Annotated in this window: 24 protein-coding genes and 1 pseudogene; 9 read left to right on the top strand and 16 right to left on the bottom strand. The window is 71.1% G+C overall.

From position 1 onward, the window contains the following. Positions 1–65: 65 nt before the first annotated feature. Positions 66–509, bottom strand: a complete 444-nt coding sequence (locus tag ACFYXB_RS14515; protein WP_389581646.1) for a hypothetical protein — start codon at positions 507–509, stop codon at positions 66–68. Between the two features lie 49 nt (positions 510–558). Between ACFYXB_RS14515 and ACFYXB_RS14510 the strand changes: the two genes are divergently transcribed. The 3 genes from ACFYXB_RS14510 (at position 559) to ACFYXB_RS14500 (ending at position 2,376) form a co-directional block, all read left to right on the top strand. Next, complete coding sequence (locus ACFYXB_RS14510) at positions 559–687, top strand: hypothetical protein (protein WP_389581643.1); 129 nt, start codon at positions 559–561, stop codon at positions 685–687. Positions 688–718: 31 nt separating this feature from the next. Continuing rightward, entirely contained in the window at positions 719–1,483 is a 765-nt protein-coding gene (locus ACFYXB_RS14505) for a DUF4239 domain-containing protein (RefSeq protein ID WP_389581641.1), read from the top strand. Positions 1,484–1,704: 221 nt separating this feature from the next. After that, a complete protein-coding gene (locus ACFYXB_RS14500; protein WP_389581639.1) occupies positions 1,705–2,376 on the top strand; it encodes a hypothetical protein in 672 nt (223 codons plus the stop codon). A gap of 112 nt (positions 2,377–2,488) precedes the next feature. On the opposite strand, the gene ACFYXB_RS14495 is transcribed toward ACFYXB_RS14500, so the two are convergent. Further along, positions 2,489–2,953 (bottom strand): hypothetical protein, encoded by a 465-nt coding sequence (locus ACFYXB_RS14495; RefSeq protein WP_389582091.1) that lies wholly within the window; start codon positions 2,951–2,953, stop codon positions 2,489–2,491. An 866-nt stretch (positions 2,954–3,819) separates the two neighbouring features. Between ACFYXB_RS14495 and ACFYXB_RS14490 the strand changes: the two genes are divergently transcribed. Then, positions 3,820–4,491 carry a class F sortase gene (locus ACFYXB_RS14490; RefSeq protein WP_389581636.1) on the top strand — a complete coding sequence of 224 codons (672 nt, stop codon included), beginning with the start codon at positions 3,820–3,822 and terminating at the stop codon, positions 4,489–4,491. A 31-nt stretch (positions 4,492–4,522) separates the two neighbouring features. Here ACFYXB_RS14490 and ACFYXB_RS14485 read toward each other — a convergent pair whose 3' ends face one another. Then, the gene (locus tag ACFYXB_RS14485; RefSeq protein ID WP_389581633.1) at positions 4,523–5,362 is read right to left on the bottom strand and encodes a polysaccharide deacetylase family protein; all 840 of its coding nucleotides are present in this window, start codon (positions 5,360–5,362) and stop codon (positions 4,523–4,525) included. A gap of 91 nt (positions 5,363–5,453) precedes the next feature. Next, the gene (gene lysX, locus ACFYXB_RS14480) at positions 5,454–8,732 is read right to left on the bottom strand and encodes a bifunctional lysylphosphatidylglycerol synthetase/lysine--tRNA ligase LysX (protein ID WP_389581630.1); all 3,279 of its coding nucleotides are present in this window, start codon (positions 8,730–8,732) and stop codon (positions 5,454–5,456) included. An 89-nt stretch (positions 8,733–8,821) separates the two neighbouring features. Between lysX and ACFYXB_RS14475 the strand changes: the two genes are divergently transcribed. Continuing rightward, positions 8,822–9,283 (top strand): universal stress protein, encoded by a 462-nt coding sequence (locus ACFYXB_RS14475; RefSeq protein WP_351359957.1) that lies wholly within the window; start codon positions 8,822–8,824, stop codon positions 9,281–9,283. Here ACFYXB_RS14475 and ACFYXB_RS14470 read toward each other — a convergent pair. Beyond that, positions 9,219–10,070: pseudogene (locus ACFYXB_RS14470) on the bottom strand (MFS transporter); the annotation flags it as partial. The gene ACFYXB_RS14475 and the pseudogene ACFYXB_RS14470 overlap by 65 nt on opposite strands. A 67-nt stretch (positions 10,071–10,137) precedes the next feature. After that, positions 10,138–11,289 carry a CapA family protein gene (locus ACFYXB_RS14465; protein ID WP_389581626.1) on the bottom strand — a complete coding sequence of 384 codons (1,152 nt, stop codon included), beginning with the start codon at positions 11,287–11,289 and terminating at the stop codon, positions 10,138–10,140. Between the two features lie 228 nt (positions 11,290–11,517). On the opposite strand from ACFYXB_RS14465, the gene ACFYXB_RS14460 reads away from it, so the two are divergent. From ACFYXB_RS14460 to ACFYXB_RS14450, 3 genes are all read left to right on the top strand, one after another. Further along, a complete protein-coding gene (locus ACFYXB_RS14460; RefSeq protein WP_389581623.1) occupies positions 11,518–12,066 on the top strand; it encodes a sigma-70 family RNA polymerase sigma factor in 549 nt (182 codons plus the stop codon). Between the two features lie 136 nt (positions 12,067–12,202). Further along, complete coding sequence (locus ACFYXB_RS14455) at positions 12,203–12,718, top strand: hypothetical protein (RefSeq protein WP_388510505.1); 516 nt, start codon at positions 12,203–12,205, stop codon at positions 12,716–12,718. A gap of 149 nt (positions 12,719–12,867) precedes the next feature. Further along, positions 12,868–13,521 (top strand): zf-HC2 domain-containing protein, encoded by a 654-nt coding sequence (locus ACFYXB_RS14450; protein WP_389581620.1) that lies wholly within the window; start codon positions 12,868–12,870, stop codon positions 13,519–13,521. Between the two features lie 4 nt (positions 13,522–13,525). Here ACFYXB_RS14450 and ACFYXB_RS14445 read toward each other — a convergent pair whose 3' ends face one another. After that, positions 13,526–14,389 (bottom strand): DNA-formamidopyrimidine glycosylase family protein, encoded by an 864-nt coding sequence (locus ACFYXB_RS14445; RefSeq protein ID WP_351358479.1) that lies wholly within the window; start codon positions 14,387–14,389, stop codon positions 13,526–13,528. A 3-nt stretch (positions 14,390–14,392) separates the two neighbouring features. Further along, positions 14,393–16,516, bottom strand: coding sequence for a SpoIIE family protein phosphatase (locus tag ACFYXB_RS14440; RefSeq protein WP_389581617.1), 2,124 nt, complete (start codon positions 16,514–16,516; stop codon positions 14,393–14,395). Positions 16,517–16,910: 394 nt separating this feature from the next. Here ACFYXB_RS14440 and ACFYXB_RS14435 point away from each other — a divergent pair, with 394 nt between their 5' ends. Next, the gene (locus ACFYXB_RS14435; protein ID WP_389581614.1) at positions 16,911–18,332 is read left to right on the top strand and encodes a lipase maturation factor family protein; all 1,422 of its coding nucleotides are present in this window, start codon (positions 16,911–16,913) and stop codon (positions 18,330–18,332) included. Here the strand turns inward: ACFYXB_RS14435 and ACFYXB_RS14430 are convergent. Genes ACFYXB_RS14430 through ACFYXB_RS14395 form a run of 8 tightly spaced genes read right to left on the bottom strand, consistent with a single transcriptional unit; the run spans position 18,320 to position 26,173 of the window. Next, positions 18,320–19,159: an amidohydrolase family protein gene (locus tag ACFYXB_RS14430; protein WP_389581613.1), complete on the bottom strand. Its 840-nt coding sequence runs from the start codon at positions 19,157–19,159 to the stop codon at positions 18,320–18,322. The two genes, ACFYXB_RS14435 and ACFYXB_RS14430, sit on opposite strands and share 13 nt — an antisense overlap. Then, positions 19,156–19,470, bottom strand: a complete 315-nt coding sequence (locus tag ACFYXB_RS14425; RefSeq protein WP_389581610.1) for an L-rhamnose mutarotase — start codon at positions 19,468–19,470, stop codon at positions 19,156–19,158. Before ACFYXB_RS14425 ends, ACFYXB_RS14430 begins: the two co-directional genes overlap by 4 nt. Next, a complete protein-coding gene (locus ACFYXB_RS14420; RefSeq protein ID WP_389581608.1) occupies positions 19,467–20,435 on the bottom strand; it encodes an aldo/keto reductase in 969 nt (322 codons plus the stop codon). The genes ACFYXB_RS14425 and ACFYXB_RS14420 overlap by 4 nt, the downstream gene beginning before the upstream one ends. Continuing rightward, a complete protein-coding gene (locus ACFYXB_RS14415; protein ID WP_389581605.1) occupies positions 20,432–21,187 on the bottom strand; it encodes an SDR family NAD(P)-dependent oxidoreductase in 756 nt (251 codons plus the stop codon). The genes ACFYXB_RS14420 and ACFYXB_RS14415 overlap by 4 nt, the downstream gene beginning before the upstream one ends. Next, positions 21,184–22,524: an L-fuconate dehydratase gene (locus ACFYXB_RS14410; RefSeq protein ID WP_389581602.1), complete on the bottom strand. Its 1,341-nt coding sequence runs from the start codon at positions 22,522–22,524 to the stop codon at positions 21,184–21,186. The genes ACFYXB_RS14415 and ACFYXB_RS14410 overlap by 4 nt, the downstream gene beginning before the upstream one ends. Before the next feature lie 31 nt (positions 22,525–22,555). Further along, complete coding sequence (locus tag ACFYXB_RS14405) at positions 22,556–23,581, bottom strand: ABC transporter permease (protein ID WP_351358502.1); 1,026 nt, start codon at positions 23,579–23,581, stop codon at positions 22,556–22,558. Further along, on the bottom strand, positions 23,574–25,076 hold the full coding sequence (locus ACFYXB_RS14400; protein ID WP_389581599.1) for a sugar ABC transporter ATP-binding protein: 1,503 nt from the start codon (positions 25,074–25,076) through the stop codon (positions 23,574–23,576). The genes ACFYXB_RS14405 and ACFYXB_RS14400 overlap by 8 nt, the downstream gene beginning before the upstream one ends. Continuing rightward, entirely contained in the window at positions 25,073–26,173 is a 1,101-nt protein-coding gene (locus ACFYXB_RS14395) for a sugar ABC transporter substrate-binding protein (protein ID WP_389581597.1), read from the bottom strand. Before ACFYXB_RS14395 ends, ACFYXB_RS14400 begins: the two co-directional genes overlap by 4 nt. Positions 26,174–26,201: the final 28 nt, after the last annotated feature.

Here is a 26,201-nt window from a genome sequence, read left to right as displayed (position 1 = left end):
CCTGTGACACTCCCGCCCCGCCCTCGCCCGTCAAGGCGCCGTTCACCGGCCGTCCCCCCTTCGGGTCAACCCCCCGGCTCAGCGGCATGAGGTGCCTCCGCGCGCTCCATGATCTCGGTCGTGCATGGACCAGAAACGACCCGATTTCCGCCGGTCACAAGGGTGTTGGCCCTCGTGACGCTGACGTGGATCCTCGTGGGCTGCCCGGTCGGCACGGTGAGGGCCGACGCGTGCGCGTATGCCTCGACGGGCCCGGACGGCATCACGGCGGTGGCCGTCGCCGGTGACTCCTGGCAGGCGTCGCCGGCCTGTCCGCCGCCGACGCCTCCGCCGCGTCCGACACCCACACCGACGCCTCCACCGACCCCGCCGCCGGCCCCGAAGCTCACGCCGACGCCGAGACCCACGCCCAAGTCCCCGCCGAAGCCGACCCCGCCGCCGCCCCGCGCGCTGCCGCCGGCCCCTGCGCCCACCCCGCCGCCGACGCCGACGCCGATCCCGGCACGCAAGCCGCCGCCACCGCCGCCCAGACCCGTCCCCCGCCCCACTGCGGCCCCCGTGAGCTACCCGCGGTACAAGCCCGAACCCGCCGCAAGCCCGGCACACGACCGGACGTCCCCGGTCACCTACGTCCTGCTCATCACCGTCCCCGCGATCGCCGCCGTCGCCGCACTGCGGCCACGCTGAGCCGTCGACCGTTCATTCCTGGAGGCATCAGTTGTCGGATTGGCTTGTTCTCGTCCTCGCGATGCTGGCCGCCTGCGCCGTGGTGGTCGTCATCACCCTCGTACGGCACCGCACGGCCTCGGACGACGACGACCCCAGCGAGACCCCGGACGTGATCGAGTACATGACGATGTGGATCGGCGTCGTGTACGCCATCGTCCTCGGTCTGGCCGTCGCGGGGGTATGGGAGGCGCGCAGCGCCGCCCAGGACCACGTCCAGGCGGAGGCCCAGGCGCTGCACGAGATCTCGGAGCGGGTCCGGGTCTATCCACCCGGTGTCCGTGACGGCATTCGGGCCGATGTCAACGCCTATGTCGGACACGTCGTACACACGGAGTGGACGACGATGACGGAGCGCGGCCATCTCACGCAGACCGGCACCGAACTGCTCGGCCGCATCCGCCGGGACGTCACCGACTACCAACCGAAGTCGGACTTCGAGGCACAGGCCTATCAGCCGCTCCTCGACCAGGTGGCCGCGGTGGACCAGGCGCGCAGTGCCCGGGCCGACTCGACCGGGGCGACGATGCCAGGGGTGGTGTGGATCGGGCTGATCGCCGGTGCCGCGATCACCGTCGGCATGGTCTTCGCGCTGCAGATCCGGCGTACGAAACGGGAGTTGGTCCTCGCCGGGCTGTTCACGGCGACGATCACATTCATGCTGTTCCTGATCTGGGACTTCGACGCCCCCTACAGCCGAGGCATCAGGGCGACGGCCCAGCCGTTCCTGCATCTCTTCCCGCACATCAAGGTCTGACGGCGCCGACGCACCAAAGGCCCGGGGGACGACACCGCCACGCCGGTGTGTCCCCCGTCCGCGGGTCCTGAATTCGCCCGTCCGGCCCACATATGTGCCCCATTCGCGCTACCCCGATCGCGCCGACACGCGCGACTTCCTAGCGTTCCGGTCATCGAGGTGCATTCCGGCACGAGCGGAACCAAGTCCGCGGCTGCTCCTCGGGGACAGGAGGGCACAGCATGCGCGCGATACGCGTCGCCCCGGCCGCGCTGCTGGGCGCCGGTGCCCTCGCCCTGTCCGCAACGGTCGCCGTCGCGGACGACGGCGGCGGCAGCAGCCACGACGTCACGCCGTACGGCTTCCACGTCGATCCGACCACCATCGTGGCGGGCGGCAAGGTCACGCTGCTCCTGAACCGTGCCGACGGCTGCAAGGACATCGCGACGGTCTCCTCCGGCATCTTCGACACGATCCGCATCCCCCAGGGGCGGTCGTCGGTCACGGCCACCGTTGACGCGGACGTCCGCGCGGGGGCGGCGTACCCGGTGACGTTCAACTGCGACGGCGTGAGCGGCTCGACGAACCTCACCATCGCGGACGGCCGGTCCAACCTCGGCCGGGAGGCGAGCGGTGACCGGCAGCCCGCACCTGTTCCGCTGGCACCCGCACCTGTTGGGCAGGCCCCCGCACCTGTTCCGCAGGTGCCCGAACCGGTCCAACAGGTGCCCGAATCGGTCCAACAGGACCCTGCACCGATCCAGCAGGTGCCGCGGGCCGTCCAAGCCGGTGAGGGCGGCAGTCTCGCCGGGTTCGACCTCCGGGAGATAGGTCTGGGGGCCGCGCTCGTGGCCGGCTCGGTCGGCGCGGCGTACCGCTTCGCATGCGGACGCGGCGGTGAGGGCGATGCATAGCCACCGGCGGACATCCGCACGGCCGGCGCCGCACAGGCCGCCGGCCCGGTTCCTGACGGAATCGGGGCGACGGCCTGTCACCGTGCGACTCGTTCCCCGCAGGGTCGAAGGGTCAGATCCGCTTCTCGTGCCGGCGGCGCAGCCAGAACACACCGCCGCCGAGCACGGCCGACGAGACCAGGCCGCCGCCGATGGCCACGTCGGTCGGGGTCGCCCCGGAGGAGGACGCGCCACCCAGGCCGCCGTGGACACCGCCAAGCACGGTGAAGGCGTCCGGGCGGGTCAGGGTGCGCCCGTTGCAGTCGACCCTGATGTCGTACGAGCCCGGCCTGGCACCGTTGTTGATGGTAGCGAAGCCCCTCGCGATGTCGTTGTTGCCGTTGAAGGGCGACAGGAACGTGCTGCGGAAGGCGCGAGAGGACGCGGTGCCGCCGCCCCGGCAGCCTTCCACGGTGATGGCGAGCCGGCCACCGCTCGCGATCACTCTGGGTTGGGCGACGATGTTCCGGGGGAAGTTCCCGAAGTTGTTGCCGGGCCCGAACCCGTTGTTGTTGCCGAACCCGTTGTTGTTGCCCAGCCCGAACCCGTTGTTGTTGCCGAACCCGAAGTTGCCGGGCCCGAACCCGTTGTTGTTGCCGAACCCATTGTTGTTGCCGGGCCGGAAACCGTTGTTGTTGTTCCCGAACCCGTTGTTGAAGCCGTTGTTGTTCCCGAACCCGTTGTTGAAGCCGTTGTTGTTCCCGAACCCGTTGTTGAAGCCGTTGTTGAACCCGAACCCGTTGTTGAAGCCGTTGTTTTTCCCGAACCCGTTGTTGAAGCCGTAGTTGTTCCCGAACCCGTTGTTGAAGCCGTTGTTGAACCCGAACCCGTTGTTGAACCCGAACCCGTTGTTGAACCCGTTGTTCCCCCCGGGAATGACGGCGACGCCGCCGACGTTGCTCCCCCCGGGGATGACGCCGGTGCCGCCGGGAATGACGGCGGTGCCGCCCAAGTCGGTGCTGCTGGGTCCGCCCCCGTTGCCCATGCCGTCCGCGACGGCCGCCGGGGTGGTGAGGCCGATGGCGGCGACCGCGAGGGCCGCGGCCGCCACGGCGCGTGTGTGTCCCATGTCATCCTCCGCAGGAGGCGCCCCGGGTCCCGTCCCCGGTCTATCGGCGAGAAAGCACCTCCCGACTAGACCCTCAGATGCCGGGAACACGCCCGCATTTCGAGAATGGTCCGTCCTGGTGAGCTGACACGCCGTCGGACAACCGCACAATCGGATATTGTCGCAGGTCACACACCGTCAGAAAATTTCCTGTCGGCGGCAACTCGGATGGCGCACCAAAAGGCCCGGGAGCCACCCGTTCGCTCCCGCCCCCGTCGCCGCCGGACCGAACGGGACTTAGCGTTCTCGTATGCGCGAACTGACGCGGCGACGGCCGTGTCGAGAGGGGATGTCGAATGTTTGCGTCCGGGCTGCCCGAGCTTGCGGAAGAGGAGGAGCGGCGGCGGAAGCGTGCCCCGTGGGGCGTGATAGCGCTTGTTCTGCTGACCGGGCTCGCGCTCATTCGGAACGGTTCCGGGGAGTTCGACGTCGGACCGCCGCAGCCCGCGCAGGCCGCCGCGGCCGACAGCGCCGTTCCGGGCGCCGACTTCGCCAAGACCCCGCAGCCGCTGCCGTTCTCGGCCGTCGACCGGGTCAGGATCCCCTCGATCCAGGTCGACGCGCCCATAGTGCCCGTCGGCCTGGACACGGACGGCTGGGTCGCCGCGCCGCCGCCCGAGAACCCGAACCTGGCCGGCTGGTTCACCGGCGCGGTCTCGCCCGGTGAGAAGGGCACCGCGGTGGTCGTCGGCCACGTCGACAACAAGTCGGGCCCCGCCGTGTTCTACGGGCTCGGGGCTCTCAGGAAGGGAAGTCGCGTCGAGATCCGGCGCAAGGACGGGAAGACCGCCGTGTTCGAGGCCTACGGCATCGAGGTCTTCGGGAAGAACAACTTCCCCGGCGACCGTGTCTACGCCTCCAAGGGCACGCCGGAGCTGCGGATCATCACGTGCGGTGGAGGTTTCTCCCAGCAGAACGGCTACGACGGCAACGTCGTCGTCTTCGCCCGCCTGGTCGAGGTCCGCTGAAGCGTGCCCCGGCCGGGTGGGCGGTGGGCGGTCAGCTGAGCCGCCGCCTGGGGACGGTCAGGTGGTAGCCGTCGTCCAGCAGTCGGGGCAGGTACTGCCGCAGTGCGCTGACGGTCTCGGAGCGGTCGCCCCCGGCGTCGTGGGAGAGCACCACGACACCGGGGGCGGCGCCGTTCTCGATCCGGTCGATGATGGTGCGGGTGCCGGGCACGGTCCAGTCGAGGCTGTCGACCGTCCAGCCAACCGGCTCCATGCCCATCTCGGCGCCCAGTTCGAAGACATTCCGGTTCCAGGCCCCGTAGGGCGCGCGGAACCACTGAGGACGGTCCCCGTAGGCCTTCTCGATGAGGTCGCTGGTGCGTTCGATCTCGTCCCGGATCCGGGAGCGCTTGAGCAGGTTGAGCTGCGGGTGGGTCCAGGTGTGGTTGCCGACGATATGGCCCTCGTCGGCCATGCGGGCCAGCAGGTCACGGTTCCGGTCGGCCATCCCACCGCAGACGAAGAAGGTGGCGCGGACGTCGTACTCCGTGAGGGTGTCCAGGATGTGCGGGGTGTAGTCGGGGTTGGGGCCGTCGTCGAACGTGAGCAGCATGTGACGGCCGCGCCCGGACATGCGCAGGATCGGCTCGCGCCGCACGGGTGTGCGTCCGGGGGTGGCACGCAGGGGTACGTCACCGGCCGCGGGACTGAGCCGGAAGGCGGAGGAGCTGAGCGGGGGACGAGCCGGCGGACCTGCGGCGGGTCCGCTCGGCCGTGCGGGAGCGGTGTCGCCGGAACCGGACAGGAGAAGGCCGGCGGTGCCCGCCGCCCCCACGGCGGCGGCGCCGGCGAGCAAGGCCTGGCGCCGCGTGAACAACTGATCCTTCTGCATGACTCATCAGTCGCCTCCCAGGGCACCGGTGCACCACCCGGACACCGGTCGGCGGCAGGAAAACACCCGGTCGGAGCAGTACCGTGTCCGGTCAGCGGCGTCGGACCAGCGGGAAGGGCAGCGTCTCGCGGATCGTCAGACCGGTGAGGAACATGACCGTCCGGTCGACTCCGATGCCGAGTCCGCCGGTGGGCGGCATCGCGTACTCCAGGGCGTCGAGGAAGTCCTCGTCCAGCTCCATGGCCTCGGGGTCTCCCCCGGCGGCGAGCAGCGACTGGGCGGTGAGGCGGCGGCGCTGTTCGACGGGGTCGGTCAGTTCGGAGTAGGCGGTACCCAGCTCGGTGCCGAAGGCGACGAGGTCCCAGCGCTCGGCCAGGCGCGGGTCGGTGCGGTGCTGCCGGGTGAGCGGGGAGACGTCGGTCGGGAAGTCCTTGTAGAAGGTGGGCGGTCCGGTCCGTTCCTCGACGAGACGTTCGTACATCTCGAGGACGACGTCGCCGGGTCCGTCGTCCGGGGTGTAAGGCACGCCGGCCCGCTCGCAGTGCCGGTGCAGTAGGGCGAGGCCGGTGCCGGGGCCGATCTCCTCCCCGAGCGTCTCGGAGAGCGCGCCGTACACCGTCCTGACCGGCCAGCGCCCGGAGATGTCGTGCTCCTCGTCGTCCTTGCGGGCGACCGGGCGGCCGAAGGCAGCGGTGGCGGCGCCCTGGATCAGCTCGCGGGCGAGGTCGAGCATCACGTCGTAGTCGGCGTGGGCCTGATAGGCCTCCAGCATCGTGAACTCGGGGTTGTGCTTGTAGGAGACGCCCTCGTTGCGGAAGGTGCGTCCCAGTTCGAAGACCTTCTCCAGGCCGCCCACGCACAGCCGCTTGAGATACAGCTCGGGGGCGATGCGCAGATAGAGGTCGAGGTCGTAGGCGTTGATGTGGGTGGTGAAGGGGCGGGCGTTGGCGCCGCCGTGGATCTGCTGCAGGATCGGGGTCTCGACCTCGAGGAAGCCGCGGTCCAGGAGGCCCTGGCGCAGGGCCTGTACGGCGGTGGAGCGGGCCCGGACCACCTCGCGGGCGGCGGGTCTGGTGACCAGGTCGAGGGAGCGCATGCGGACCCTGGCCTCGGGGTCCGCGAGGCCGCGGTGCTTGTCGGGCAGGGGGCGCAGGCACTTGCCGGTGAGCTGCCAGGAGGTGACGAAGACGGTCGGCTCGCCTTTGTCGCTGTGGCCTGCGCGGCCGGTGGCGGTGATCTGGTCGCCGATGTCGGTGTCGGCGGTGAAGCGGTCCAGGGCGGGGCCCGACTCGGCACGGGTCAGGGCGAGTTGGCGGTCACCGGACCAGTCGCGCAGGACGGCGAAGACGATGCCGCCGAAGTCGCGGACCAGCATGATCCGGCCGGCGACCGTGACCTGATCTCCCTCGCGGACCTCGGCGAGGGTGTGGGTGGGCGGTGGCAGGCCCACGGGGTAGGGGTCGGTGCCGGACGCACGCAGCCGGTCGAGCTTGTGGTGCCGTACGCGGACCTGGTCGGGCAGGCCCACGTCCGGTGCGGCGGGCCCGGTCCCGCCCCCTCCGTCGGGACCGGGCGCCGCCGTGAGCGGCAGGCCCACGGTGATCGCGGGCCGCTGCCCGGTCTTCGGATGTCCCCGGCCCCACAGGGTGCGCAGCGACGGTACGGCGACGAAGCCCTCGGCGATTCCCGAGGCGAGGCCGATGCGGGCCAGGGAGGCGGCCTCGCCGTAGCAGAGGAAGCGCGGGTACCACTCGGGGTGGTACTTGGCGTTGGAGCGGTAGAGGGCCTCCAGCTGCCACCACCGGGACAGGAACAGCAGCAGGCGGCGCCAGAGTCTGAGGACCGGTCCGGCGCCGATGCGGGCGCCCTCCTCGAACACGGAGCGGAACACGGCGAAGTTGAGGGAGATCCGGCGGACGCCGAGCTTCGGGGCGGCGGCGCACAGCTCGGCGACCATGAACTCCATGACGCCGTTGGGGGCGGTGCGGTCGCGGCGCATCAGGTCGAGGGAGACGCCATCGGTGCCCCAGGGCACGAAGGAGAGCAGGGCGAGGAGCCGGCCGTCCTCACCGAGGGCCTCGACGAGCAGACAGGCGCCGTCGGCAGGGTCGCCGAGCCGGTCCAGGGCCATGGAGAAGCCGCGCTCGGTCTCGGTGTCACGCCAGGCGTCGGCTCTCTCGACGACCTCCTCCATCTCCGCATCGGTGAGGCTCTCGTGGCGGCGCACGCGGCAGCCGGCACCGGTGCGCCTCACGCGGTGCACGGCCTGGCGGGTGACGCGCATGTCACGGCCGCTCAGGTCGAAGTCGGCCACGTGCACGATCGCCTCGTCGCCGAGCTGGAGCGCGCCGAGCCCGGCGCGGGCCCAGGCACGGGCGCCGTCCTCCGAGGCGCCCATCACGGCAGGGGCCCAGGCGTGCCGTCGGGCCACGTCCAGCCAGGCGGCGATGGCGTGCGGCCAGGCTTCGCGGTCGCCGACGGGGTCGCCGCTGGCGAGGCACACTCCGGCCTCGACGCGATAGGTGACGGCGGCCTTGCCGCTGGGCGAGAAGACGACGGCCTTGTCGCGCCGGGTGGCGAAGTAGCCGAGGGAGTCGTCCTCGCCGTACGCCGTGAGGAGGGCGCGGATGCGGGCCTCCTCGTCGCCGTGCAGGGCCGCCTCCAGTCGCTGTGAGCGGAACAGGGCGGCGGCGGCGTTGAGCAGCGCGAGGGCGCCGAACAGGCCGAGCAGGAAGGTGATCTGGTGCGGCGGGCGGCCGTCGAAGGAGCTGCTGGAGACCAGTCCGCCGCAGACCCGGTCGGCGGCCCAGGCCAGATGCTGGCCCTCGGGGAGCGTGCCGGGGAACAGCGCGACCAGTCCCCAGCCGGCCAGGATCGCCACCACGAGTCCGGCGAGCAGGACGGCGAGGGCCCGTAGGACGGCGCCGCGGCGGGAGGCGGCGTAGAACTCCCCCCGGGCCACGACCAGGACGACCAGGGCGAGACCGCAGACGATCAGCGACGGGAGCGACGCGGCGTACAGGCCGAGTGCGAGGCCGAGGACGTCGCTGAGGACCACCAGGCCGAGATAGACGACGACCAGCCACCAGGCGACCTTCTTGCGTGCTGCGGTCGCGGCGGCCAGCAGGAACAGGAAGACGGCGTAGGCGAGGTTGGCGCTGACGGGGACGATGAGCAGGTCGAGCGCGCGGACCAGTGGGCGGAGCGGGGCCCGCAGGGGGGCGATGAAGGCGAGCAGGGCGCAGAGCACACCGAGGGCGCCGAAGAACGTGGCGAAGACCTCGGGCACCCGGGCGAGCCGGTGGCCCGCGTGCGGTCGTATCGGACCCGTGGCGTCCTTCCCCCTGGCGGACTCCACGGCAGCACCCATGTTCCGACTGTAGGAAGGCCGCGGGCCGCTCGCCCGTCGAGCGGTCCCGGCCGGGGGCGGGACCTGCGGTTTCCGATAGCCTGACGAGCGTGACGGAACAGCACTCGCACCAGTTCGAGCGGGGCACGGACGGGCCCAAGGTCATCGTGGTCGGCCTGGACGGCTCCGACTCCTCACTGCGCGCCACGTCCTACGCCGGTGGCCTGGCGCGGCGGCAGCGCGCGCTGCTGGCCGTCGTGTATGTGCAGCCGGTGCTGGCCGCGGGGGCGGCGCTCGGGGCGCCGGTGGCGGAGACGACCGACGAGATCGCGGAGGAGCTGATCGGTGAGATCCGGGCCGCGGCCGAGCGGGTCAAGGGGATATTCGATGTGCGCTGGGAGTTCCACACCTTCCGCGGGGACCCGTACAACGGTCTGGTGAAGGCGGCGGACGAGTTGAAGGCGGACGCGGTCGTGGTGGGCGCCTCGGAGCAGGCCGGGCACCGGATCATCGGCTCGGTGGCGATCCGGCTGGTGAAGGCGGGGCGGTGGCCGGTGACGGTCGTGCCGTAGCGGACGCGCCGCCCTCCCGCAGCAGGAGCGGGGTCGCGAGGAGCAGGACCCCGGCGAGGCCGAGCGCGGTGCGCGGGCCGGTGAGCCCGGCCAGGACGCCCCACAGTGCGGTCAGGGCGGCGATGGTGGCCTTGCTGGTGACGGACCAGGCGGAGAGCGTACGGGTGACCCGGTCGGCCGGGGTCGGATCGAGGCGCTGGGTGGCGAAGACCGGGTCGAAGACGCCCGCGCATGTGATGAGCTCCGGTTCGACGGCCATGACGAGGAGCAGGCCGGGGATGCCCGGCCGTACGAAGGCGAGCCCGACCGGTCGGCACGCCCACAGCGTCCCCGTGGTCAGCAGAATCCGGCGCCGCCCGAACCGTGCGACGAGCGGGCGGGCCAGCCGTGAGCCGGCCAGGCCGCCGAGACAGGGGACGGCGAAGACGAGGCCGTACTGCCAGGGCGGGAATCCGAGGCGGCCGAGCATGAAGACGGCGAGCAATGGTGCGGCCGCCATGATCAGGCCGTTGACCAGCACGGTGTTGAGGCACAGGGGGCGCAGGGCCGGGCTGGTGAGGAGGTAGCGCCAGCCTTCGAGGAGGTCGCCCGCCTTGAGGCGTGGGGTGTCCGCGCGGGCCGGGCTCGGTTCGCCGCCGCCGACGGCCCGGATGCCGAGTGCGGAGAGCAGATGGCTGACGGCGTCGGCCGTGACCGTCGCGACCGGACCGAACAGCCCGATCGCGGCGCCGCCGAGGGGTGGTCCGAGGACGGTGGCGGTCCAGGTGGTGGATTGGAAGCGGGCGTTTCTACTTCGGGTACTCGTACAGGCGCTCCGCGCTGGCCCGGCGTTGACGGCGCCCGGTCTCAACGTCTCAACTCCCCATGATCAGCCCGTCCTTGGCCGCGCCCCGGCCGAACACGATGTCCCGGATGCGGTCGCGGACCGGGACCAGTTCGGCACCGCTGGCGATCGCCGCGCCGAGGTCGACCACCCGGCCGGCGTCGAGGTCGTACATCTGCGGGACGAACTCGGCCCGGGTCACCTCCCAGCGGCCGCCGGCCTTGGCGGGCGGGGCGAAGGTGAAGCGGCCGAGGGTGGACTGGTTGCCGCGCGGGTCCTGGGCGCCCTGGCCGCCCGTCGTCTCGCCGGAGATCTGGGCGCCCAGGCCGTAGACGACCCAGGTGCCGTTGACCTTCTCGAACGCCTGCGGTGCCTGGCCGTGGGTGCCGAGGACGAGGTCGATGTCGGGGCGGCTGCCGGTGCGCGCGGCGGTCAGTTGCTTGGCGAGCGTGAGCTGCCGCTGGTCGGGGGCGTCCTGCCAGGCGGTGCCCCAGTGCACGGACACGACCACCACGTCGGCTCCGGCCTGCCGGGCGGCGTGGGCGTCGGCGACGATGCGCTGCACGTCGAGCGGGTTCACGACCGCGGGCTGATCGGCCGGGACCGCGCCCGCGTTCGTGTTGTCGGTGTAGGCGATGTGCGCGACCCGGGCCGGGCCGGCCTGGAGGATCGTGACGGTGCGCGCCTCGTCCGCGGTGCGCGCGGTGCCTGCGTGTCTGAGGCCCGCCCGGTCCATGGCGTCCAGGGTTTGCACGATGCCGGCGGGGCCGTCGTCGAGGGCGTGCTCGGAGGCGGTGGAGCAGCCGTCGTAGCCGGTCGCGACGAGGGCGCCGGCCACTTCCGGCGGGGACTTGAAGAGGGGGGAGCCGGTGTAGGCGCCGTTCGCGCCGTACGCCGTCTCCATGTGGCACAGCGCCAGATCGGCCCGGCTGACCACGGGTTCGATCCCGGCCAGCATCGGGCGGAAGTCGTAACCGTTGCCGCCGGCGTCGAACTTCGCCCGCTCGATGACCGAGGCGGACGGCAGGACGTCGCCGGAGGCTACGAGGGTGAAGCCGCGGGCGGCGGAAGTGGGGGCCGGGCGTCCGGGGGCGCGCTCCGGGCGGTTCTCGGCCTGGCAGGCAGCGCCCGCCGCGAGGAGGACGGTCAGGGCCAGGGCCACCTGTCGTCTGCGTGCGATCATCAGCTCACCCCAGGTTTGTCGTATGTACGGAATGTCTCATGTACGACCACATGGGTACGAATCTGGCTCGCGGTGCAAACAGTCTCGGCGTCCTCATTAGCCCGTCCGGTGTCGCGTACGGGACCTGACGGACCGTTCGTCGAACCGTTCGTCGACGCGATCGACCGTCCGTCGCAGACCGCTGTGCGCACTCTGTCCCCTCGGCGCACCCTGCGGTGCCATACGGCCATGACGGCCGGAACCACCCTCGCCCACGGGACGACGACCGCCGAGCACGAGCTCGCCGCGCTGCAGCGCGAGCACGGCCGCCCGCTCTTCGCGCTGCTGCTGCGGCTGTGCGACGGGGACCGGCAGCGCGCCGAGGACCTCGTGCAGGAGACCCTCGTACGCGCCTGGCAGCATCCCGAGGCGCTGCGCGCCGACCACTTCGACTCCGTACGGCCCTGGCTGCTGACCGTGGGCCGGCGGCTCGCGATCGACGCGCGGCGGGCCCGGCAGGCGCGGCCGCCGGAGGTCGGCGACGCGATCCTGGAGAACGCGCGGGTGTGCGCCGACCACGCCGAGCGGTCGGCCGCGACGCTCGACGTCCGCGAGGCTGTGAAGACTCTCACTCCGGAGCACCGTGAAGTCCTGGTGCTCGTGTATTTCCAAGGGGCGAGTGTTGCGGAGGCCGCTCGGACGCTGGGGATTCCGCCCGGTACCGTGAAGTCGCGCGCGTACTACGCGCTGCGCGCCCTGCGCCGGGTGCTTCCGGGTTACGCAGCCGACCTGCGGTGAAACCGGAGGCCGGGTCAAGCCTTCGCAAAGCGCCTTGCTGAGGACCATGTTTGAGCAATCAGCTGTCTTCATCCGTGTTCCGGACCGGAGGCTCGGGTTCGGGCGACGCGCAGGCACCGGAGGAAGGCAGGAAGGGATGCTGCACAGAGGTCAAGAGAGTACGGACGGCACCGGCGGGGGAGAACTCACCGTCCCCATGGCCTGGCTGTACGCCGAGTACATCGCGGACGAACTGCTGCGGACCGGCGACCTGATGCCGCCCACCTCCTTCGAGTTCCGGGCCGGCCGTGACGCGCTGGCACTGACCATCTTCCTGTCCGACATCGACGGCGAACTGTCCGGCATCCGGGTCGTCTCCCAGCTGGAGACCTGGCTCTCGCTGACGGCGTACGACCAGCCGTGGCAGGACTGGGTGCGCGAGCGGATGGCCCAGGTCGCCGCCGAGGCGGTCCGGTCGGCGAGCCCCTCGCCGGACCTGGACCTGGCGGCGGACGCCTGGCGCTGGCTCCAGGAGACAGAGCTGCTCGCCCCCGACCTGGACGCCGTTCCGGGCGGCGGGGCGGTGGTCGGCGAGGACGACGGACCGAAGGTGTGGACGCCCGCCTGGCGGCTCGGACTGCCCCTGGGACACCTTGCGATCCATCTTTTCTAGATTTCTGGTCCGGGACCAATCCGCGGGCCGTACGGCTCCGAACACCTGGGTTCCGACTTGCCGGGTGGCTTGAGTGATTCGGCGGTCTGGTGCGTACCGGTGGGAGCAAGGAGTAACCCCACCCGCACCCAACGGCACGAGGATTCGGCATGAGGTCCCAGGATCGGCATCGCGACGTCGGCGCGTACGCGCTCGGCGTGCTGGACGAGGCGGAGGCCTTCCGCTTCGAGGACCACCTCATGGTGTGCCCCCGCTGCACGGCCCTCGTGACCGAATTCGGTCCTACGGCACGCCAGTTGCTGCTCTACCGGCGGGCCACTCCGCGCTTTGTGCACCCCCTGGCCCAGCCCGGCTCCCGACTCCTGGACCGCCTCCTCGGCGAGGTGGCCGTCCGGCACCGGGCCCGCCGCCGGCGCCTGCTGTACGGTCTGGCCGCCTCGGTGGTGATCGCCGTGGCCGGCCCCGGCGTCGCCGTGTACGCCGGTCACGGGAGCTCCGGCGCCCGGGTCACCGCGGCGACCGACGCACGAACGGGGGTGTGGGCGCAGGTGAAGGCCGAGGACAAGTACTGGGGCAGCGATGTGGAGCTGCGGGTCAAGGACGTGGCGGGACCGCGCTCGTGCCGCCTCGTCGCCATCGGCCGAGACGGCACGGAGCAGGTCGTGACCAGCTGGACCGTGGGCGACCACAGCACGGGGACGGACACCGTGGAGGGCGACTCGGCGCTGCATCCGGACGAGATCGACCGCTACGAGGTGCGCACCGCCGACGGCGCCCGCCTGGTGACGCTCGACGCCCCCTAGGCAGCTACTTCAGCAGCCGGGACATCCGGCGGTCCGCCAGGGGCTTGCCGCCCGTCTGGCAGGTCGGGCAGTACTGCAGCGAGGAGTCGCTGAAGGAGACCTCGCGGATGGTGTCGCCGCAGACCGGACAGGGCTCGCCCGTACGACCGTGGACGCGCAGGCCGCTCTTCTTCTCCGCCTTGAGGCGCCCGGCGGCAACTCCCCGGGAGCGTTCGACCGCCTCGGTGAGGGTGGTGCGCAGCGCCTCGTAGAGCCGCCCGGTCTCCTCCGGGGTGAGTGAAGCGGCCAGCTTGAACGGGGACATCTTCGCGGCGTGCAGGATCTCGTCGCTGTACGCGTTCCCCACACCGGCGATCAGGCTCTGGTCGCGCAGGGCGCCCTTGAGCTGCCGGCGTTCGTCCTTCAGGAGGGCGGCGAAGCGGGACTCGTCGAAGTCGGCGGCGAGCGGGTCCGGGCCGAGACGGGCGATGCCGGGCACGTCGTGCGGGTCGTGGACGACGTACACCGCTAGGCGTTTCTGCGTCCCGGCCTCGGTGAGGTCGAAGCCCGCGCCGGTCTCCAGGGCGACGCGCAGGGCGAGGGGGCCCTTGCCGGGGCGGGGCGGGCCGTCGGGGAGCCGGTCCTTCCACTGGAGCCAGCCCGCGCGGGCCAGATGGGTCACGAAGTGCGGACCGCCGTCCGTCTCCAGGTCCAGGAACTTGCCGTACCGGTGCACGGCGGTGATCTCGTGGCCCTCGACGGCGGTGGGCGGCGGGTCGTACGTCTTCAGGACGCTGATCGCGACGGGCAGCACCCGCACGATCTCGTGGCCGACCAGGTTCTCGGTCAGGAAGTCCTTGAGGGCTTCCACCTCGGGGAGTTCCGGCATACGTCAAGAGTGCCATCCAGGCCCGGTGCGGTCCGGTGAGTCAGGCGCGTTCGGCATCAGGAACTCGCACCACACGCACTTGCCACCGCCGCGCGCCTCGACGCCCCACACGTCGGTGAGCCGGTCGACGAGGAGCAGGCCACGCCCCGAGACCCCGTTCTCCCCAGCCTCGCGGCGGCGCGGCAGGGCGCTGGAGGAGTCCTCGATCTCGACGCGCAGTCTGCGCTCGCTGCCGCTGAGCACCCTGAGCGTGACGATCGCCGAGCCCTCGGTGTGCATCAGGGCGTTGGTGATCAGTTCGTCGGCGACCAGCTCGATCTCGTCGGCGCGGGCCCGGGCGCCCCAGGCGCAGACCGCGGCGCGGATCATGTGCCGGGCCAGGGTGAGCGCCTCGGGATCGCCGGGCGCCACATGCTGCTGGAGCCGGCCGCCGGTCTGCACCGAGTCCGGGCCGCGGCGGCGCAGCAGGAGCAGGGCCACATCGTCGTCGCCGCCGCGTGCCTCGGCCATCTCGATCAGCCGGTCGGCGAGTTCGCGTACGTCGTCCGGGCCCGAGGCGATGAGGGTGGTGAGCAGGTCCATGCCGTCGTCAAGATCGGCGCCGGGTTGCTCGACGAGTCCGTCGGTGCACAGCAGCAGGGTCTGGGCAGGTTCGAGTTCGATGGCGGTGACCGGGTATTCGAGCCGCCCGAACTCTGCGGACAGGCCGAGCGGCAGTCCGCCATGGACGGTGACTCGGCGGCAGCCGCCGTCCTGGTGCCGGATCAGCGGGTCGATGTGGCCGGCCCGGACCACCTGGACGACGCCGGTGGTCAGGTCGGCCTCCGCGTACAGGCAGGTCGCGAACCGGTCGGTGTCGAGTTCGTGCAGGAAGACGGAGGCGCGGGCCATCACCGTGGCCGGGGTGTGGCCCTCGGCGGCGTACGCCCGCAGCACGATGCGCAGCTGGCCCATGACGGCAGCCGCGTGCGTGTCGTGGCCCTGGACGTCGCCGATCACGGCGCCGACGCGGCCGCCCGGCAGCGGGATGAGGTCGTACCAGTCGCCGCCGATGTCCCGGCCGAGGGAGCCGGCGGCGGATCCGGCGCGGTAGCGGACGGCGACGTCGGCGCCGCGGACGCTGGGGATGGTGCGCGGCAGCATCGCCTGCTGGAGTCCCTGGGCGAGGTCCTTCTCCTGCTCGTAGAGCATGGCGCGCTGCAGGCTCTGCGCGATGCTGCTGCCGAGGGCGACGAGGACGGCCCGCTCCTCCGTCGAGAATCCGCACCGGTCGTTGTAGAGGAGGCCCATGGCGCCGATCGGGCGGGCCTGCGCGATCAGGGGCAGATAGGCGGCGGAGATGATGTTCAGGTCGGTGATGTGCGGCCAGAGGATCGGGTAGCCGTCGGCGAACTCCTCCGGCGACTCGATGAAGCGCGGGCTGAGGGTGCGCACGACCTCGCCCATGGGGTACGGCTCGTCGATCCGGGTGATCCGGGTGCCCGGCACGAAGCTGCCCTCGGGTCCCTCGGCGACCAGGCGGATACGGCCCGCCTCGACGAGGCCCATCACCAGGCTGGCGGCGCCGATGTTCCGTACGCCGTGGGTGTCCTTGAGGACGTCGATGACGTCCTGGACGCTGCGGGCGTGGGAGAGGGCCGCCGTGATGATCTGCACGACGTTGGTCTGCTGGCGGAAGGCGGCGTCCTGGGCGGCGCGCAGGCTGCGTGCCTCGCTCTCCTCCAGTTCCTGGGTGGCGTCGCGGACGATCCCGATGATCCGGCGCGGCCGGCCCGTCTCGTCGCGCCGGATGTAGCCCTGAGTGTGGGTCCAGCGCGGGGTGCCGTCGCGGCGGCGGATGCGGAAGTAGGCCCCGTAGTTCTCGCTGCCGTCCTTGATGGCCCGGGAGACCACGGTGTCGAGTCGGCTGCCCTCCGGCCGGGGCACGCGGATCGCGAGGCTGTCGGGGCGCCCGTCGAATTCCTCCGGGAGGATGTCGAACACCTCGTAAGCCTGGGCGTCCATGTGGAACAGACCCGCGTCCAGGTCCCAGTCGAAGGTGCCCATGCGGTTGAGCGCCAGGATCGGATCCGAGTGGGCGGGCCAGTCGTCCGGGACTGACTGGGCGCTCGCTCCCCGATCAGCCATGGAGCCACCTTGCCAGGATTCGTCTGATTCTTCGACCCGGTGGGGCCCGGGTAGGCGCTGTGCGGGGAGTGGAGAGGGACCGCGACGCGAAGGCATTGCCGGTGGTCGCCGCGGGCACGGCCGGTGGGGCCGTCCGGGTGAGCGGGGGCGCAGTGGCGCTGCCGCCGTCGGCGCCGGCCATACGTCCGACGTGTCCGGCGACGAGCAGCACCGCCACGAGCGCACAGGCCGTGACGATGCTTCCGGTGGGTATCCGCACCGCGTTCTCCCACGTCATGTCGGACAGTTCGCCACTATTGTCTGCTTCACTCGCTTGGGTCACACAAGCGGAGCAGCACGCCACGGAGAGTGACAATCGCGTGCGGCGTCACAATGGAGTCAGGAGCGCACGGCCGTGGACTGGTTCACCGCACCCGAGTACTGGTGGAGCCGACTGGTCTTCCAGCGGGCTCTCGCCGGTGTGTACGTCGTCGCGTTCCTGGCGGCGGCGCTGCAGTTCCGTGCCCTGCTGGGCGAGCGCGGCATGCTGCCGATCCCCCGGTTCGTGCGCCGGGTGGCCTTCCGGCACGCGCCGAGCGTGTTCCAACTGCACTACTCGGACCGCTTCTTCGCGGCCTGCTCCTGGGCGGGCTGTGCCGTCTCCATTGCCCTGCTCGCGGGTCTGGACTCACAACTCCCGCTGTGGGGCGCGATCCCGCTGTGGCTGGTGCCCTGGGCGCTGTATCTGTCGATCGTCAACGTCGGCCAGACCTGGTACGCGTTCGGCTGGGAGTCGCTGCTGCTCGAGGTCGGCTTCCTCGCCGCGTTCCTGGGCAACGGCAAGGTCGCGCCGCCCGTCCTGGTGCTGTTCCTGCTGCGCTGGATCCTGTTCCGGGTCGAGTTCGGCGCCGGTCTGATCAAGATGCGCGGCGACGCGTGCTGGCGGAAGCTGACCTGCCTGTACTACCACCACGAGACCCAGCCGATGCCGGGCCCGCTGAGCTGGTTCTTCCACCATCTGCCGAAACCGGCGCACCGGGTGGAGGTGGCGGCGAACCACTTCACCCAACTTGTGGTGCCCGTGCTGCTGTTCACCCCGCAGCCGATCGCCACGGCCGCCGCGTCCCTGATGATCGTCACCCAGCTGTGGCTGGTGCTGTCCGGCAACTTCTCCTGGCTGAACTGGATCACCATCGTGCTGGCCCTGTCGGCGCTCCGCATCCCCGCTGGCGCGCCGTCGGTGCCCGCGGCCCCGCTCTGGTACGAGGTACTGGTCCTGGCCGTGGCCGCGCTCCTGGCCTGCCTCAGCTACCACCCGGTGGTGAACATGATCTCCCGCCGCCAGGTCATGAACCGCTCCTTCGATCCGCTCCACCTCGTCAACACCTACGGCGCGTTCGGCAGCGTCAGCCGGTTCCGCTACGAGGTGGTGATCGAGGGCACGCTGGACGACCTACCACACGAGGACTCGGACTGGCGGGAGTACGAGTTCAAGGGCAAGCCCGGCGATCCACGGCACTGGCCGCGCCAGTTCGCTCCCTACCATCTGCGGCTGGACTGGCTGATGTGGTTCGCGGGTCTGTCGCCGGCGTACGCCGGGGAGTGGTTCGGGGGTCTGGTGGAGCGGCTCCTCGAGAACGACCGGGACACGCTGAGGCTGCTGCGCCGCTCGCCCTTCCCACCGGATCAGCCGCCGCGCTACGTCCGTGCCGGCCTGTTCCGCTACCAGTACACGAGCTGGCGGGAGCTGCGGGAGACTGGGGCGTGCTGGGAGCGGACGTACGTACGGGAGTATCTGCCGCCGACCCGGCTGGCGGCGGTGAGTCAGAGGTCGTAGACGCGGGTGGCGGTGCCCTCGAACACCTGGGTGCGTTCGCTGCGGCTGAGGCCGGCCGTCACCTCCTGGGCCGCGTCCAGCACTTCGCCGTAGGTGGCCGCCAGGGTGCACACCGGCCAGTCGGAGCCGAACATCAGGCGGCCGGGACCGAAGGCGTCCAGGGCCACCTCGGCGTACGGGCGCAGGTCGTCGGTCGTCCAGGCGGCGAAGTCGGCCTCGGTGACCAGGCCGGAGAGCTTGGCGGCCGTGTTGGGGAGGGCGGCGAGGGCTCGGAGGGACGTCTCCCAGGGCTCGCGTGCGTGCGCGGCGACCGGTGGTTTGCCCAAGTGGTCGAGTACGAAGGTGAGTTGAGGCAATTCCGCGGCGGCCTTGGCGCACGCCGGGAGCTGGTGGGGCAGCACGACGAGGTCGTACACCAGGCCCGCGTCGGCGACGGCGGCCAGGCCGCGGTGTACGTCCGGGCGCAGCAGCCACTCCGGATCCGGTTCGCCCTGTACCTGGTGGCGGATGCCCTTCAAGTTGTGGCCGCCGGGGAGTTCGCACAGTCGGGCGAGTTCGTCGGCGATGTCGGGGCGGGTGAGGTCGGTCCAGCCGACCACGCCCGCGATCAGGTCGTGTGCGGCCGCGAGGGCGAGGAACTCCGGGGTCTCCTCAGGGACGGTGACCGTCTGGACGAGCACGGTACGGTCCACACCGGCCGCCCGGGCCTCGGGTTCGAGGTCGGCGATCGTGAAGTTCCGTCTGAGGGGCCGGAGTCCGGGTCCGGTGAGCCAGTCCTGGTCCCGGACCGGCAGGTCCCAGACGTGGTGGTGGGCGTCGACCGTCATGGCAGCTCCCATACGACGGGCAGCCCGGCTTCCGCGCCCTCGTCGGAGTAGTCGTGCACGACGTCGAGGAGTTCGGCCATCCGGGCCTGCCAGGCGACGTTGACGGGCAGTTCCTTCAGCTCGGCGAGAAGCCGGGCGTAGTCCTCGCACTCCAACAGATGGAAGAGGTCGGTGCCGCTGCGCCATATGGTCCAGGAGGTGGCGTCGGCGGCGCGTATGGCCGCCGTCAGTTCCTTCGGCACCTCACGGTGGGCGCCCTCGTACTCGGCGACGCGGTTCGCGCGGACCTTGGTGTGCAGGGCGACTCTCATGACGGCTCCTCGGTGGGCAGCAGGCCGGTGTCGCGCAGTTCCTGCCAGAAGGCGGCCGGGACAGGGGTCCCGAACTGCTCGGCGCAGTCTCGTACTTCGGCCGCCGTGCGGGCGCCGACCAGGACGGTGGCGACGGCCGGGTGTGCGGAGCAGAAGGCGAGGGCGGCGGCGCGCAGGCTGATGCCGTGGCGGTCGGCGACCGCCCGCATGCGCAGGGCCCGGTCGAGCAGATCGGTGGGCGCTTCGGCGTAGTTGTACGTCGCTCCGGGCTTCGGATCTGCCAGCAGACCGGAGTTGAACGCACCGCCGATGACGACGGACACGCCCCGCTCGACGGCGGCGGGCAACAGATCGACGCCGGCGCTCTGGTCGAGCAGGGTGTAGCGGCCGGCGCAGAGCACCACGTCCACGTCGGTGTCGCGCACGAACCGGGTGAGCATTCCGGCCTGGTTCATGCCCGCGCCGATCGCGCCCACCACGCCCTCCGCGCGGAGTTTCTCCAGGGCGGGATAGCCCTCGCGGAAGACCTGTTCGGCGTGGTCGTCGGGGTCGTGGAGGTAGACGACGTCCACCCGGTCGAGACCGAGGCGTTCCAGACTGGCGTCGAGGGTTCGGCGGATGCCGTCGGCACTGAAGTCCCATACGCGGCGGTGCCGGGCGGGTACGGCGAAGCCGTTGGCGAGGTCGTCGCCGTCCGCGTCGGACGACTCCAGGCGGCGGCCCACCTTGGTGGAGACCGTGTACGCGGACCGCGGGAACTCGCGTAGGGCGGCTCCGAGTCGGCGCTCGGAGAGGCCGAGGCCGTAGTGCGGGGCGGTGTCGAAATAGCGGACGCCCGCCTCCCAGGCGGCGCTCACCGCCTCGTGCGCGGCGTCGTCACCGACCTCGGTGTACAGGTTGCCGATTCCGGCGGCGCCGAAGGCGAGGGGGCTGACCTCGACGCCACTGCGGCCCAGCGTGCTCATCGGCCCGCCGGACGGAGCCGGAGGCCCTGCATGCCGCCGTCCACGGCGAGCGCGATGCCGGTGGTGGCGCCGGACAGCGGACTGGCCAAGTAGGCGATGGCTCCGGCGACTTCGGCGGCGGAGACGAGGCGTCCGGTGGGCTGACGGGCCTCGAGGGCAGCGCGTTCGGCGACCGGGTCGTGGGCCGCGTCAAGGAGGCGGCCGACCCACGGGGTGTCCACCGTACCGGGGTTGACGCAGTTGACGCGGATGCCCTCGCGGACGTGGTCGGCGGCCATGGCCAGGGTCAGGGAGTACACGGCGCCCTTGGTCGCGCTGTACAGGGCTCGTTGCGGAAGGCCCGCGGTGGCCGCGATGGAGCAGGTGTTGACGATGGCCGCGTGGTCCGACGCGCGCAGGTGCGGGAGGGCGGCGCGGGCGACGCGGACCATGCCGAGCACGTTGACGTCGAAGGCGCGGTGCCATTCGTCGTCGTCGTTGTCCTCCACGGTGCCCTGTGCGCCGATCCCCGCATTGTTGACCAGGACGTCGAATCCGCCGAGTTCGGCCACGGCGGCGGCGACGGCCCCCCGTACCGAGGTGTCGTCGGTGACGTCGGCGCGGTGCCCGAGGAGCGGCTTGTCGACCGAGGAGGGGTCAAGGTCGAGGACGGCGACCTGGGCGCCGCGCTCGACGAGAAGTTCGGCGGTGGCCCGGCCGATCCCGGACGCGCCGCCGGTCACCAGGGCCCTCAGGCCCTCGAAGTCGTTCATGCCTCCTGTCCCTTCCGGGTGTCGGGGTCGGCGGCCCAGAAGGCGCCGCCGGGGAACGTGTACTGCGCGATGGACTCGGGGCGCATGGTGGCCGAGAAGCCCGGCGCGGTGGGTGCCGTGTAGTGACCTTGACGGATCACCACCGGGTCGAGGAAGTGCTCGTGCAGATGGTCGACGTACTCGATGACCCGCTCGTCGGTGGTGCCGGAGACGGCCAGGTAGTCGAACATCGAGAGGTGCTGGACGAGTTCGCACAGGCCCACTCCGCCCGCGTGCGGGCAGACGGGGACGCCGAACTTGGCCGCCAGCAGCAGGATGGCGAGGTTCTCGTTGACGCCGCCGACCCGGGCCGCGTCGATCTGCACCACGTCGATCGCGCCGGCCTGGAGCAGCTGCTTGAACACGATGCGGTTCTGGACGTGTTCGCCGGTGGCGACCTTGACCGGCGCCACGGCCCGGCGGATCGCCGCGTGGCCGAGGATGTCGTCGGGGCTGGTGGGTTCCTCGATCCAGTACGGGTCGAACTCGGCGAGGGCCTTGGTCCAGCTGATCGCCTCGTCCACGTTCCAGCGCTGGTTGGCGTCGATCGCGAGGCGCACGTCAGGTCCGACCACGGAGCGGGCGACGCGGCAGCGCCGTACGTCGTCCGCCAGGTCGGCGCCGACCTTCAGCTTGATCTGCCGGAAGCCGTCGGCCACCGCTTCGGCGGCGAGACGGGTGAGTTTCTCGTCGTCGTAGCCGAGCCAGCCGGCGGACGTGGTGTAGGCGGGGTAGCCGCGTTCGAGGAGCCGGGCCCGGCGCTCCGCGGTACCCGCCCGGCCGCGGGTCAGGATCTGCAGCGCCTCCACAGGGGTGAGCGCGTCCGTGATATAGCGGAAGTCGATCTGCCGTACCAGCCAATCCGGTTCGGCGTCGGCGAGCAGCTGCCACAGCGGTTTCCCGGCGTGTTTGGCGGCGAGGTCCCACACGGCGTTGACCAGGGCGCCGATCGCCATGTGCATCACGCCCTTCTCGGGCCCGAGCCAGCGCAGTTGGCTGTCGCCGATCAGGGCGCGGTTCAGGGTGCCCGGGTCCGCGCACAGCTCGTCGACGGACCGTCCGACCACATGGTGCCGCAGGGCGTGGAGCGCGGCGACCTGGACCTCGTTTCCCCGCCCGATGGTGAAGGTGAAGCCGTGCCCCTCGGGTCCGTCCGGTGCGTCGGTGCGCAGCACGACGTAGGCGGCCGAGTAGTCAGGGTCCGGGTTCATCGCGTCGGAGCCGTCGAGCTCGCGGGAGGTGGGGAAGCGGATGTCGTAGGTGTCGACCGCGGTGATCCGGACGGGGGTAGGGGACACAGAGTGCCTTTCGGTCGGTGGCGGGGCGTGGTCAGTCCTGGGCGCGGCCTGTCGTCGCTCGGGCGATCATGAGGGCGAGCAGGATGATTCCGCCGTAGATGGCGTCGATCCAGAACGACGGCACTTGGGCCATGGTGAGCATGGTCTTGACCACACCCAGCAGGAGAACGCCCGTGAGGGCCCCGAACATGGTGCCCCGGCCTCCGTCGAGGCTGATGCCTCCGATGACGGCAGCGGCAAACACCGTGAAGATCATGTTCTGGCCCTGATTGGCGCCGATCGCGCCGACGTAGCCGGTGTACATGAGGCCACCGATCGAGGCGATGACACCGGCGACGACGTAGACGCCCAGTCGGACGCGGTCGACGCGGATGCCGGCCGCGCGGGCCGCTTCCAGATTGCCGCCGATCGCGTACAACGACCGGCCGACACGGTGGTACTTGAGCACCACCCCGGCGACGGCGAAGGCACCGGCTGCGAGCCAGACCGACAGCGGGATGCGCAGGAACGTGGTGGTGGCCATCGAGAAGAAGGCGTCCGGCATTCCGAACAACGTCTTGCCCTTCGTGGCCCCGACGAGGAGTCCGCGCAGGATGATCAGCATGGCGAGCGTGACGATGAACGCGTTGAGCTTCACCTTCACCACAAGGATGCCGTTGAAGGCGCCGATGACCGCGCCCACCAGGGGGATGGCCAGCAGGGCGAGCGCAGGGGGGAACTCCGTGCCCCAGCCGGACTGGGCGGCAGGCAGCACCAGGAGCGCTGCCACCGCCGGTGCGATGCCGACCACCGACTCGAGGGACAGGTCGAACTTGCCGGTGATGAGCACCAGCGACTCGGCGAGCACCACCATCGCAAGCGCGGCTGACGAGGCCAGAATGGAGATGAGGGTTGCCTCGGTGAAGAAGGAGTCGTTGAGCAGGGCGCCGAGTACGAGCAACAGCAACAACGCGGGGACCAGGGCGAGTTCCCGCGCCCGACGCAGCAGCACGGCCCTCGCCGACCGACCGTCGGTCACGCTCACCGGCGTCACCGGCGGAGCCTTGGTGTCAGCCATGGTCCACTCCTTCGATGGAGGCGATCAGCTCGTGGTCGCGCCAGCCCGCCGGGTGCTCGGCGACGACGCGGCCGTGGAAGAGGACGAGGACGCGGTCGCAGCGGCGCAGGTCGTCCAGTTCGTCGGAGACGGCGAGGACGGCGGTGCCGTCCTCGCGGGCGCTGTCCATGCGGGCCAGCAGTGACTCCTTGGACTTCACGTCGACGCCCGCGGTGGGGTTGATCAGGACGAGCAGCCGGGGGTCGGAGGCGAGGGCGCGGGCCATGACGACCTTCTGCGCGTTGCCGCCGGACAGGTCGGATACGGGCTGTTCCGGGCCCTCGGTGTGGATGTCGAGGCGCTCGATCAGCTCGGCGGCGAAGCGGCGCCTGCGTTCGGTGCCGACGAAGCCGTAGCGGCCGAGCCGGTCCAGGACGCTCAGGGTGGAGTTGTCGCCGATGGTCATGCCGGGGACCAGGCCCTGCTCGTGCCGATCGCGGGGCACCCAGCCGACGCCCGCCTCCAGCGCGGCGTGCACATCGCCGAACGGGAGCTTCTCACCGTCCAGTTGGACTGTTCCCCCGGTGGGGGTGTGCAGCCCGGCGAGGGTCTCGGCCAGCTCGGTCTTGCCGCTGCCGCTGGTTCCGGCGAGGCCGAGGACCTCGCCGCGGCGGACGGTGAGGTCGACGTCCCGGTACGCGGCGGAGGTGAGCCCGTGTACGTCGAGCACGACCGGGGCGTCGGCGGCCACCGCGGCGCCGGCCGGCCCGTCGTCCTCGACCGACTCCCCCGCCATGGCCTCGACCAGGGCCGCCCTGGGCAGTTCGGCCACGGGAGCGGTGGTGATCCAGCGGGCGTCGCGCAGGACGGTGACGGTCTGGCAGACCTCGTACACCTCCTGGAGGTGATGCGAGATGAACAGGAAGGTGACGCCGGAGTCCTGGAGTGCCCGCATCCGGCCGAACAGCCGCTCGATCTCCCGGTTGTCGAGCTGGGCGGTCGGCTCGTCGAGGACGATGAACCGGGCGCCGAAGCTCAACGCCCGTGCGATCTCGACCATTTGGCGGTCCTCGACCTTGAGGTCGGCGGTGCGGGCGTCCGGGTCGACATGGACGTCCCAGGTGTCGAGGAGTGCGGCGGCCTCGCTGCGCAACCTGCGCCAGGTGATGAATCCGCGCCGCAACGGCTGCCGGTTGATGAAGAGGTTCTCGGCGACCGTCAACTCCGGTACGACCGTGGGCTTCTGGTAGACACAGGCGACCTTGCCGCGCCAGGCGTCGCGGTCGGTGAGCGGGGGCGCGGGCCGTCCGTCGAAGCGGACGGTGCCCGCGTCCGGGGCCTGGAGTCCGGTGAGGACGTTGACCAGGGTGGACTTGCCCGCGCCGTTGCGGCCGACCAGGGCGTGGGACTCGCCGGGCAGCACCGCGAGTTGGCCGTCAGCCAGGGCGACCGTGGGACCGTACCGCTTGACGATGCCCTCTGCTTGGACGAGCGGGGTGACAGGTGGCGTCGTCATTTGACCGTGTTGCCCCACAGCTTCGGGTCGTCGACGTTCTCCTTGGTGACCAGGGGTGCGGGCAGCTGGTCCTCGAGGATGCCGCTGGGCAGCTTGACGATCGTCGAGTCGTGGTCGGTCGGTCCGGGCTTGAACGTCTTCCCCTCCATCGCCGCCTTGATGTAGTACATGCCGTACTTTGCGTAGGAGTCGGCGGGCTGGGAGACGGTGGCGTCGATCTCGCCCTTGCGGATCGCGTCGTACTCCTGCGGGATGCCGTCGTTGGAGACGATGACGATGTGGCCCTTGCCGCCCGCCGTCTTCAGCATGTTCTTGGACTTCAGGGTCTGCAGCGTGGGCGCGAGATAGACGCCGCCGGCCTGCATGTAGATGCCCTTGATGTCGGGGTTGGCGTTCAGCAGGGTGTCGAGCTTGGAGGCCGCGGTGTCGGACTCCCACTTGGCGGGGATCTCCAGGACCTTGAGCTTCGGGTACTTCTCCTTGACGCAGGAGCGGAAGGCCTCGGAGCGGTCACGGCCGTTGACCGAAGCGAGGTCGCCCATGATCTGCACGACCTTGCCGCTGCTGACGTGCTGTCCGAGGTAGTCGCAGGCTTTCTCGCCGTACGCCACGTTGTCGGCGCGCACCACCATGGCGACCTTGCCCTTGTCCGGGGCGACGTCCACGGCGACGACGGGCACGCCCTTGCGCTCCGCCTGGTCGAGCCCTGCCTCGATGGCGGCGCTGTCCAGCGGGGCGACGACCAGGCCCCTGACGCCCTGGTTGAGCTCGTTGTTGATGTCGGTGATCTGCTGTGAGGGGTCACTGTTGGAGTTGACGGTCTTCAACGCGTCGACGCCCTCGGACTTGGCCATCTTCGGCACGTAGTCGTTGTACGACTGCCAGAACGGCGAGGTCAGCAGGGGCAGGATCACCCCGACCTTCCCGGTGCCGCCGCCTGATGCACTCCCGGCGCCGTCGTCCTTGGTGCTGCCGCACGCGGCGAGCACGAGAGTGGCGCCGACGGCCAGGGCCGCCGCGCCGACGATCCGGGACCTGTGCCGGTTCCTCTGCTGCTTCCTGGGGTTCCTCGGTGTCCGCAGTGTTCCGCCGGGCATCTGGCAGCTCCTCGTCGAGCGTGTGCGA

This window comes from Streptomyces sp. NPDC002619 (assembly GCF_042889305.1).
Classification (GTDB): domain Bacteria; phylum Actinomycetota; class Actinomycetes; order Streptomycetales; family Streptomycetaceae; genus Streptomyces.
Note: the sequence above shows the minus strand (reverse complement) of the source record. Positions and strands in the feature narration are given on the sequence as shown.

What these genes read in the sequence shown, in the direction of transcription:
- ACFYXB_RS14450 (WP_389581620.1), top strand. Translation starts at nt 12,868, where the DNA reads ATGAGGTCCCAGGATCGGCATCGCGACGTCGGCGCGTACGCGCTCGGC.
- ACFYXB_RS14455 (WP_388510505.1), top strand. Translation starts at nt 12,203, where the DNA reads ATGCTGCACAGAGGTCAAGAGAGTACGGACGGCACCGGCGGGGGAGAA.
- ACFYXB_RS14405 (WP_351358502.1), bottom strand. Translation starts at nt 23,581, where the DNA reads ATGGCTGACACCAAGGCTCCGCCGGTGACGCCGGTGAGCGTGACCGAC.
- ACFYXB_RS14490 (WP_389581636.1), top strand. Translation starts at nt 3,820, where the DNA reads ATGTTTGCGTCCGGGCTGCCCGAGCTTGCGGAAGAGGAGGAGCGGCGG.
- ACFYXB_RS14395 (WP_389581597.1), bottom strand. Translation starts at nt 26,173, where the DNA reads ATGCCCGGCGGAACACTGCGGACACCGAGGAACCCCAGGAAGCAGCAG.
- ACFYXB_RS14465 (WP_389581626.1), bottom strand. Translation starts at nt 11,289, where the DNA reads ATGATCGCACGCAGACGACAGGTGGCCCTGGCCCTGACCGTCCTCCTC.
- ACFYXB_RS14430 (WP_389581613.1), bottom strand. Translation starts at nt 19,159, where the DNA reads ATGACGGTCGACGCCCACCACCACGTCTGGGACCTGCCGGTCCGGGAC.
- ACFYXB_RS14415 (WP_389581605.1), bottom strand. Translation starts at nt 21,187, where the DNA reads ATGAACGACTTCGAGGGCCTGAGGGCCCTGGTGACCGGCGGCGCGTCC.
- ACFYXB_RS14460 (WP_389581623.1), top strand. Translation starts at nt 11,518, where the DNA reads ATGACGGCCGGAACCACCCTCGCCCACGGGACGACGACCGCCGAGCAC.
- ACFYXB_RS14425 (WP_389581610.1), bottom strand. Translation starts at nt 19,470, where the DNA reads ATGAGAGTCGCCCTGCACACCAAGGTCCGCGCGAACCGCGTCGCCGAG.
- lysX (WP_389581630.1), bottom strand. Translation starts at nt 8,732, where the DNA reads ATGGGTGCTGCCGTGGAGTCCGCCAGGGGGAAGGACGCCACGGGTCCG.
- ACFYXB_RS14420 (WP_389581608.1), bottom strand. Translation starts at nt 20,435, where the DNA reads ATGAGCACGCTGGGCCGCAGTGGCGTCGAGGTCAGCCCCCTCGCCTTC.
- ACFYXB_RS14440 (WP_389581617.1), bottom strand. Translation starts at nt 16,516, where the DNA reads ATGGCTGATCGGGGAGCGAGCGCCCAGTCAGTCCCGGACGACTGGCCC.
- ACFYXB_RS14485 (WP_389581633.1), bottom strand. Translation starts at nt 5,362, where the DNA reads ATGCAGAAGGATCAGTTGTTCACGCGGCGCCAGGCCTTGCTCGCCGGC.
- ACFYXB_RS14400 (WP_389581599.1), bottom strand. Translation starts at nt 25,076, where the DNA reads ATGACGACGCCACCTGTCACCCCGCTCGTCCAAGCAGAGGGCATCGTC.
- ACFYXB_RS14500 (WP_389581639.1), top strand. Translation starts at nt 1,705, where the DNA reads ATGCGCGCGATACGCGTCGCCCCGGCCGCGCTGCTGGGCGCCGGTGCC.
- ACFYXB_RS14445 (WP_351358479.1), bottom strand. Translation starts at nt 14,389, where the DNA reads ATGCCGGAACTCCCCGAGGTGGAAGCCCTCAAGGACTTCCTGACCGAG.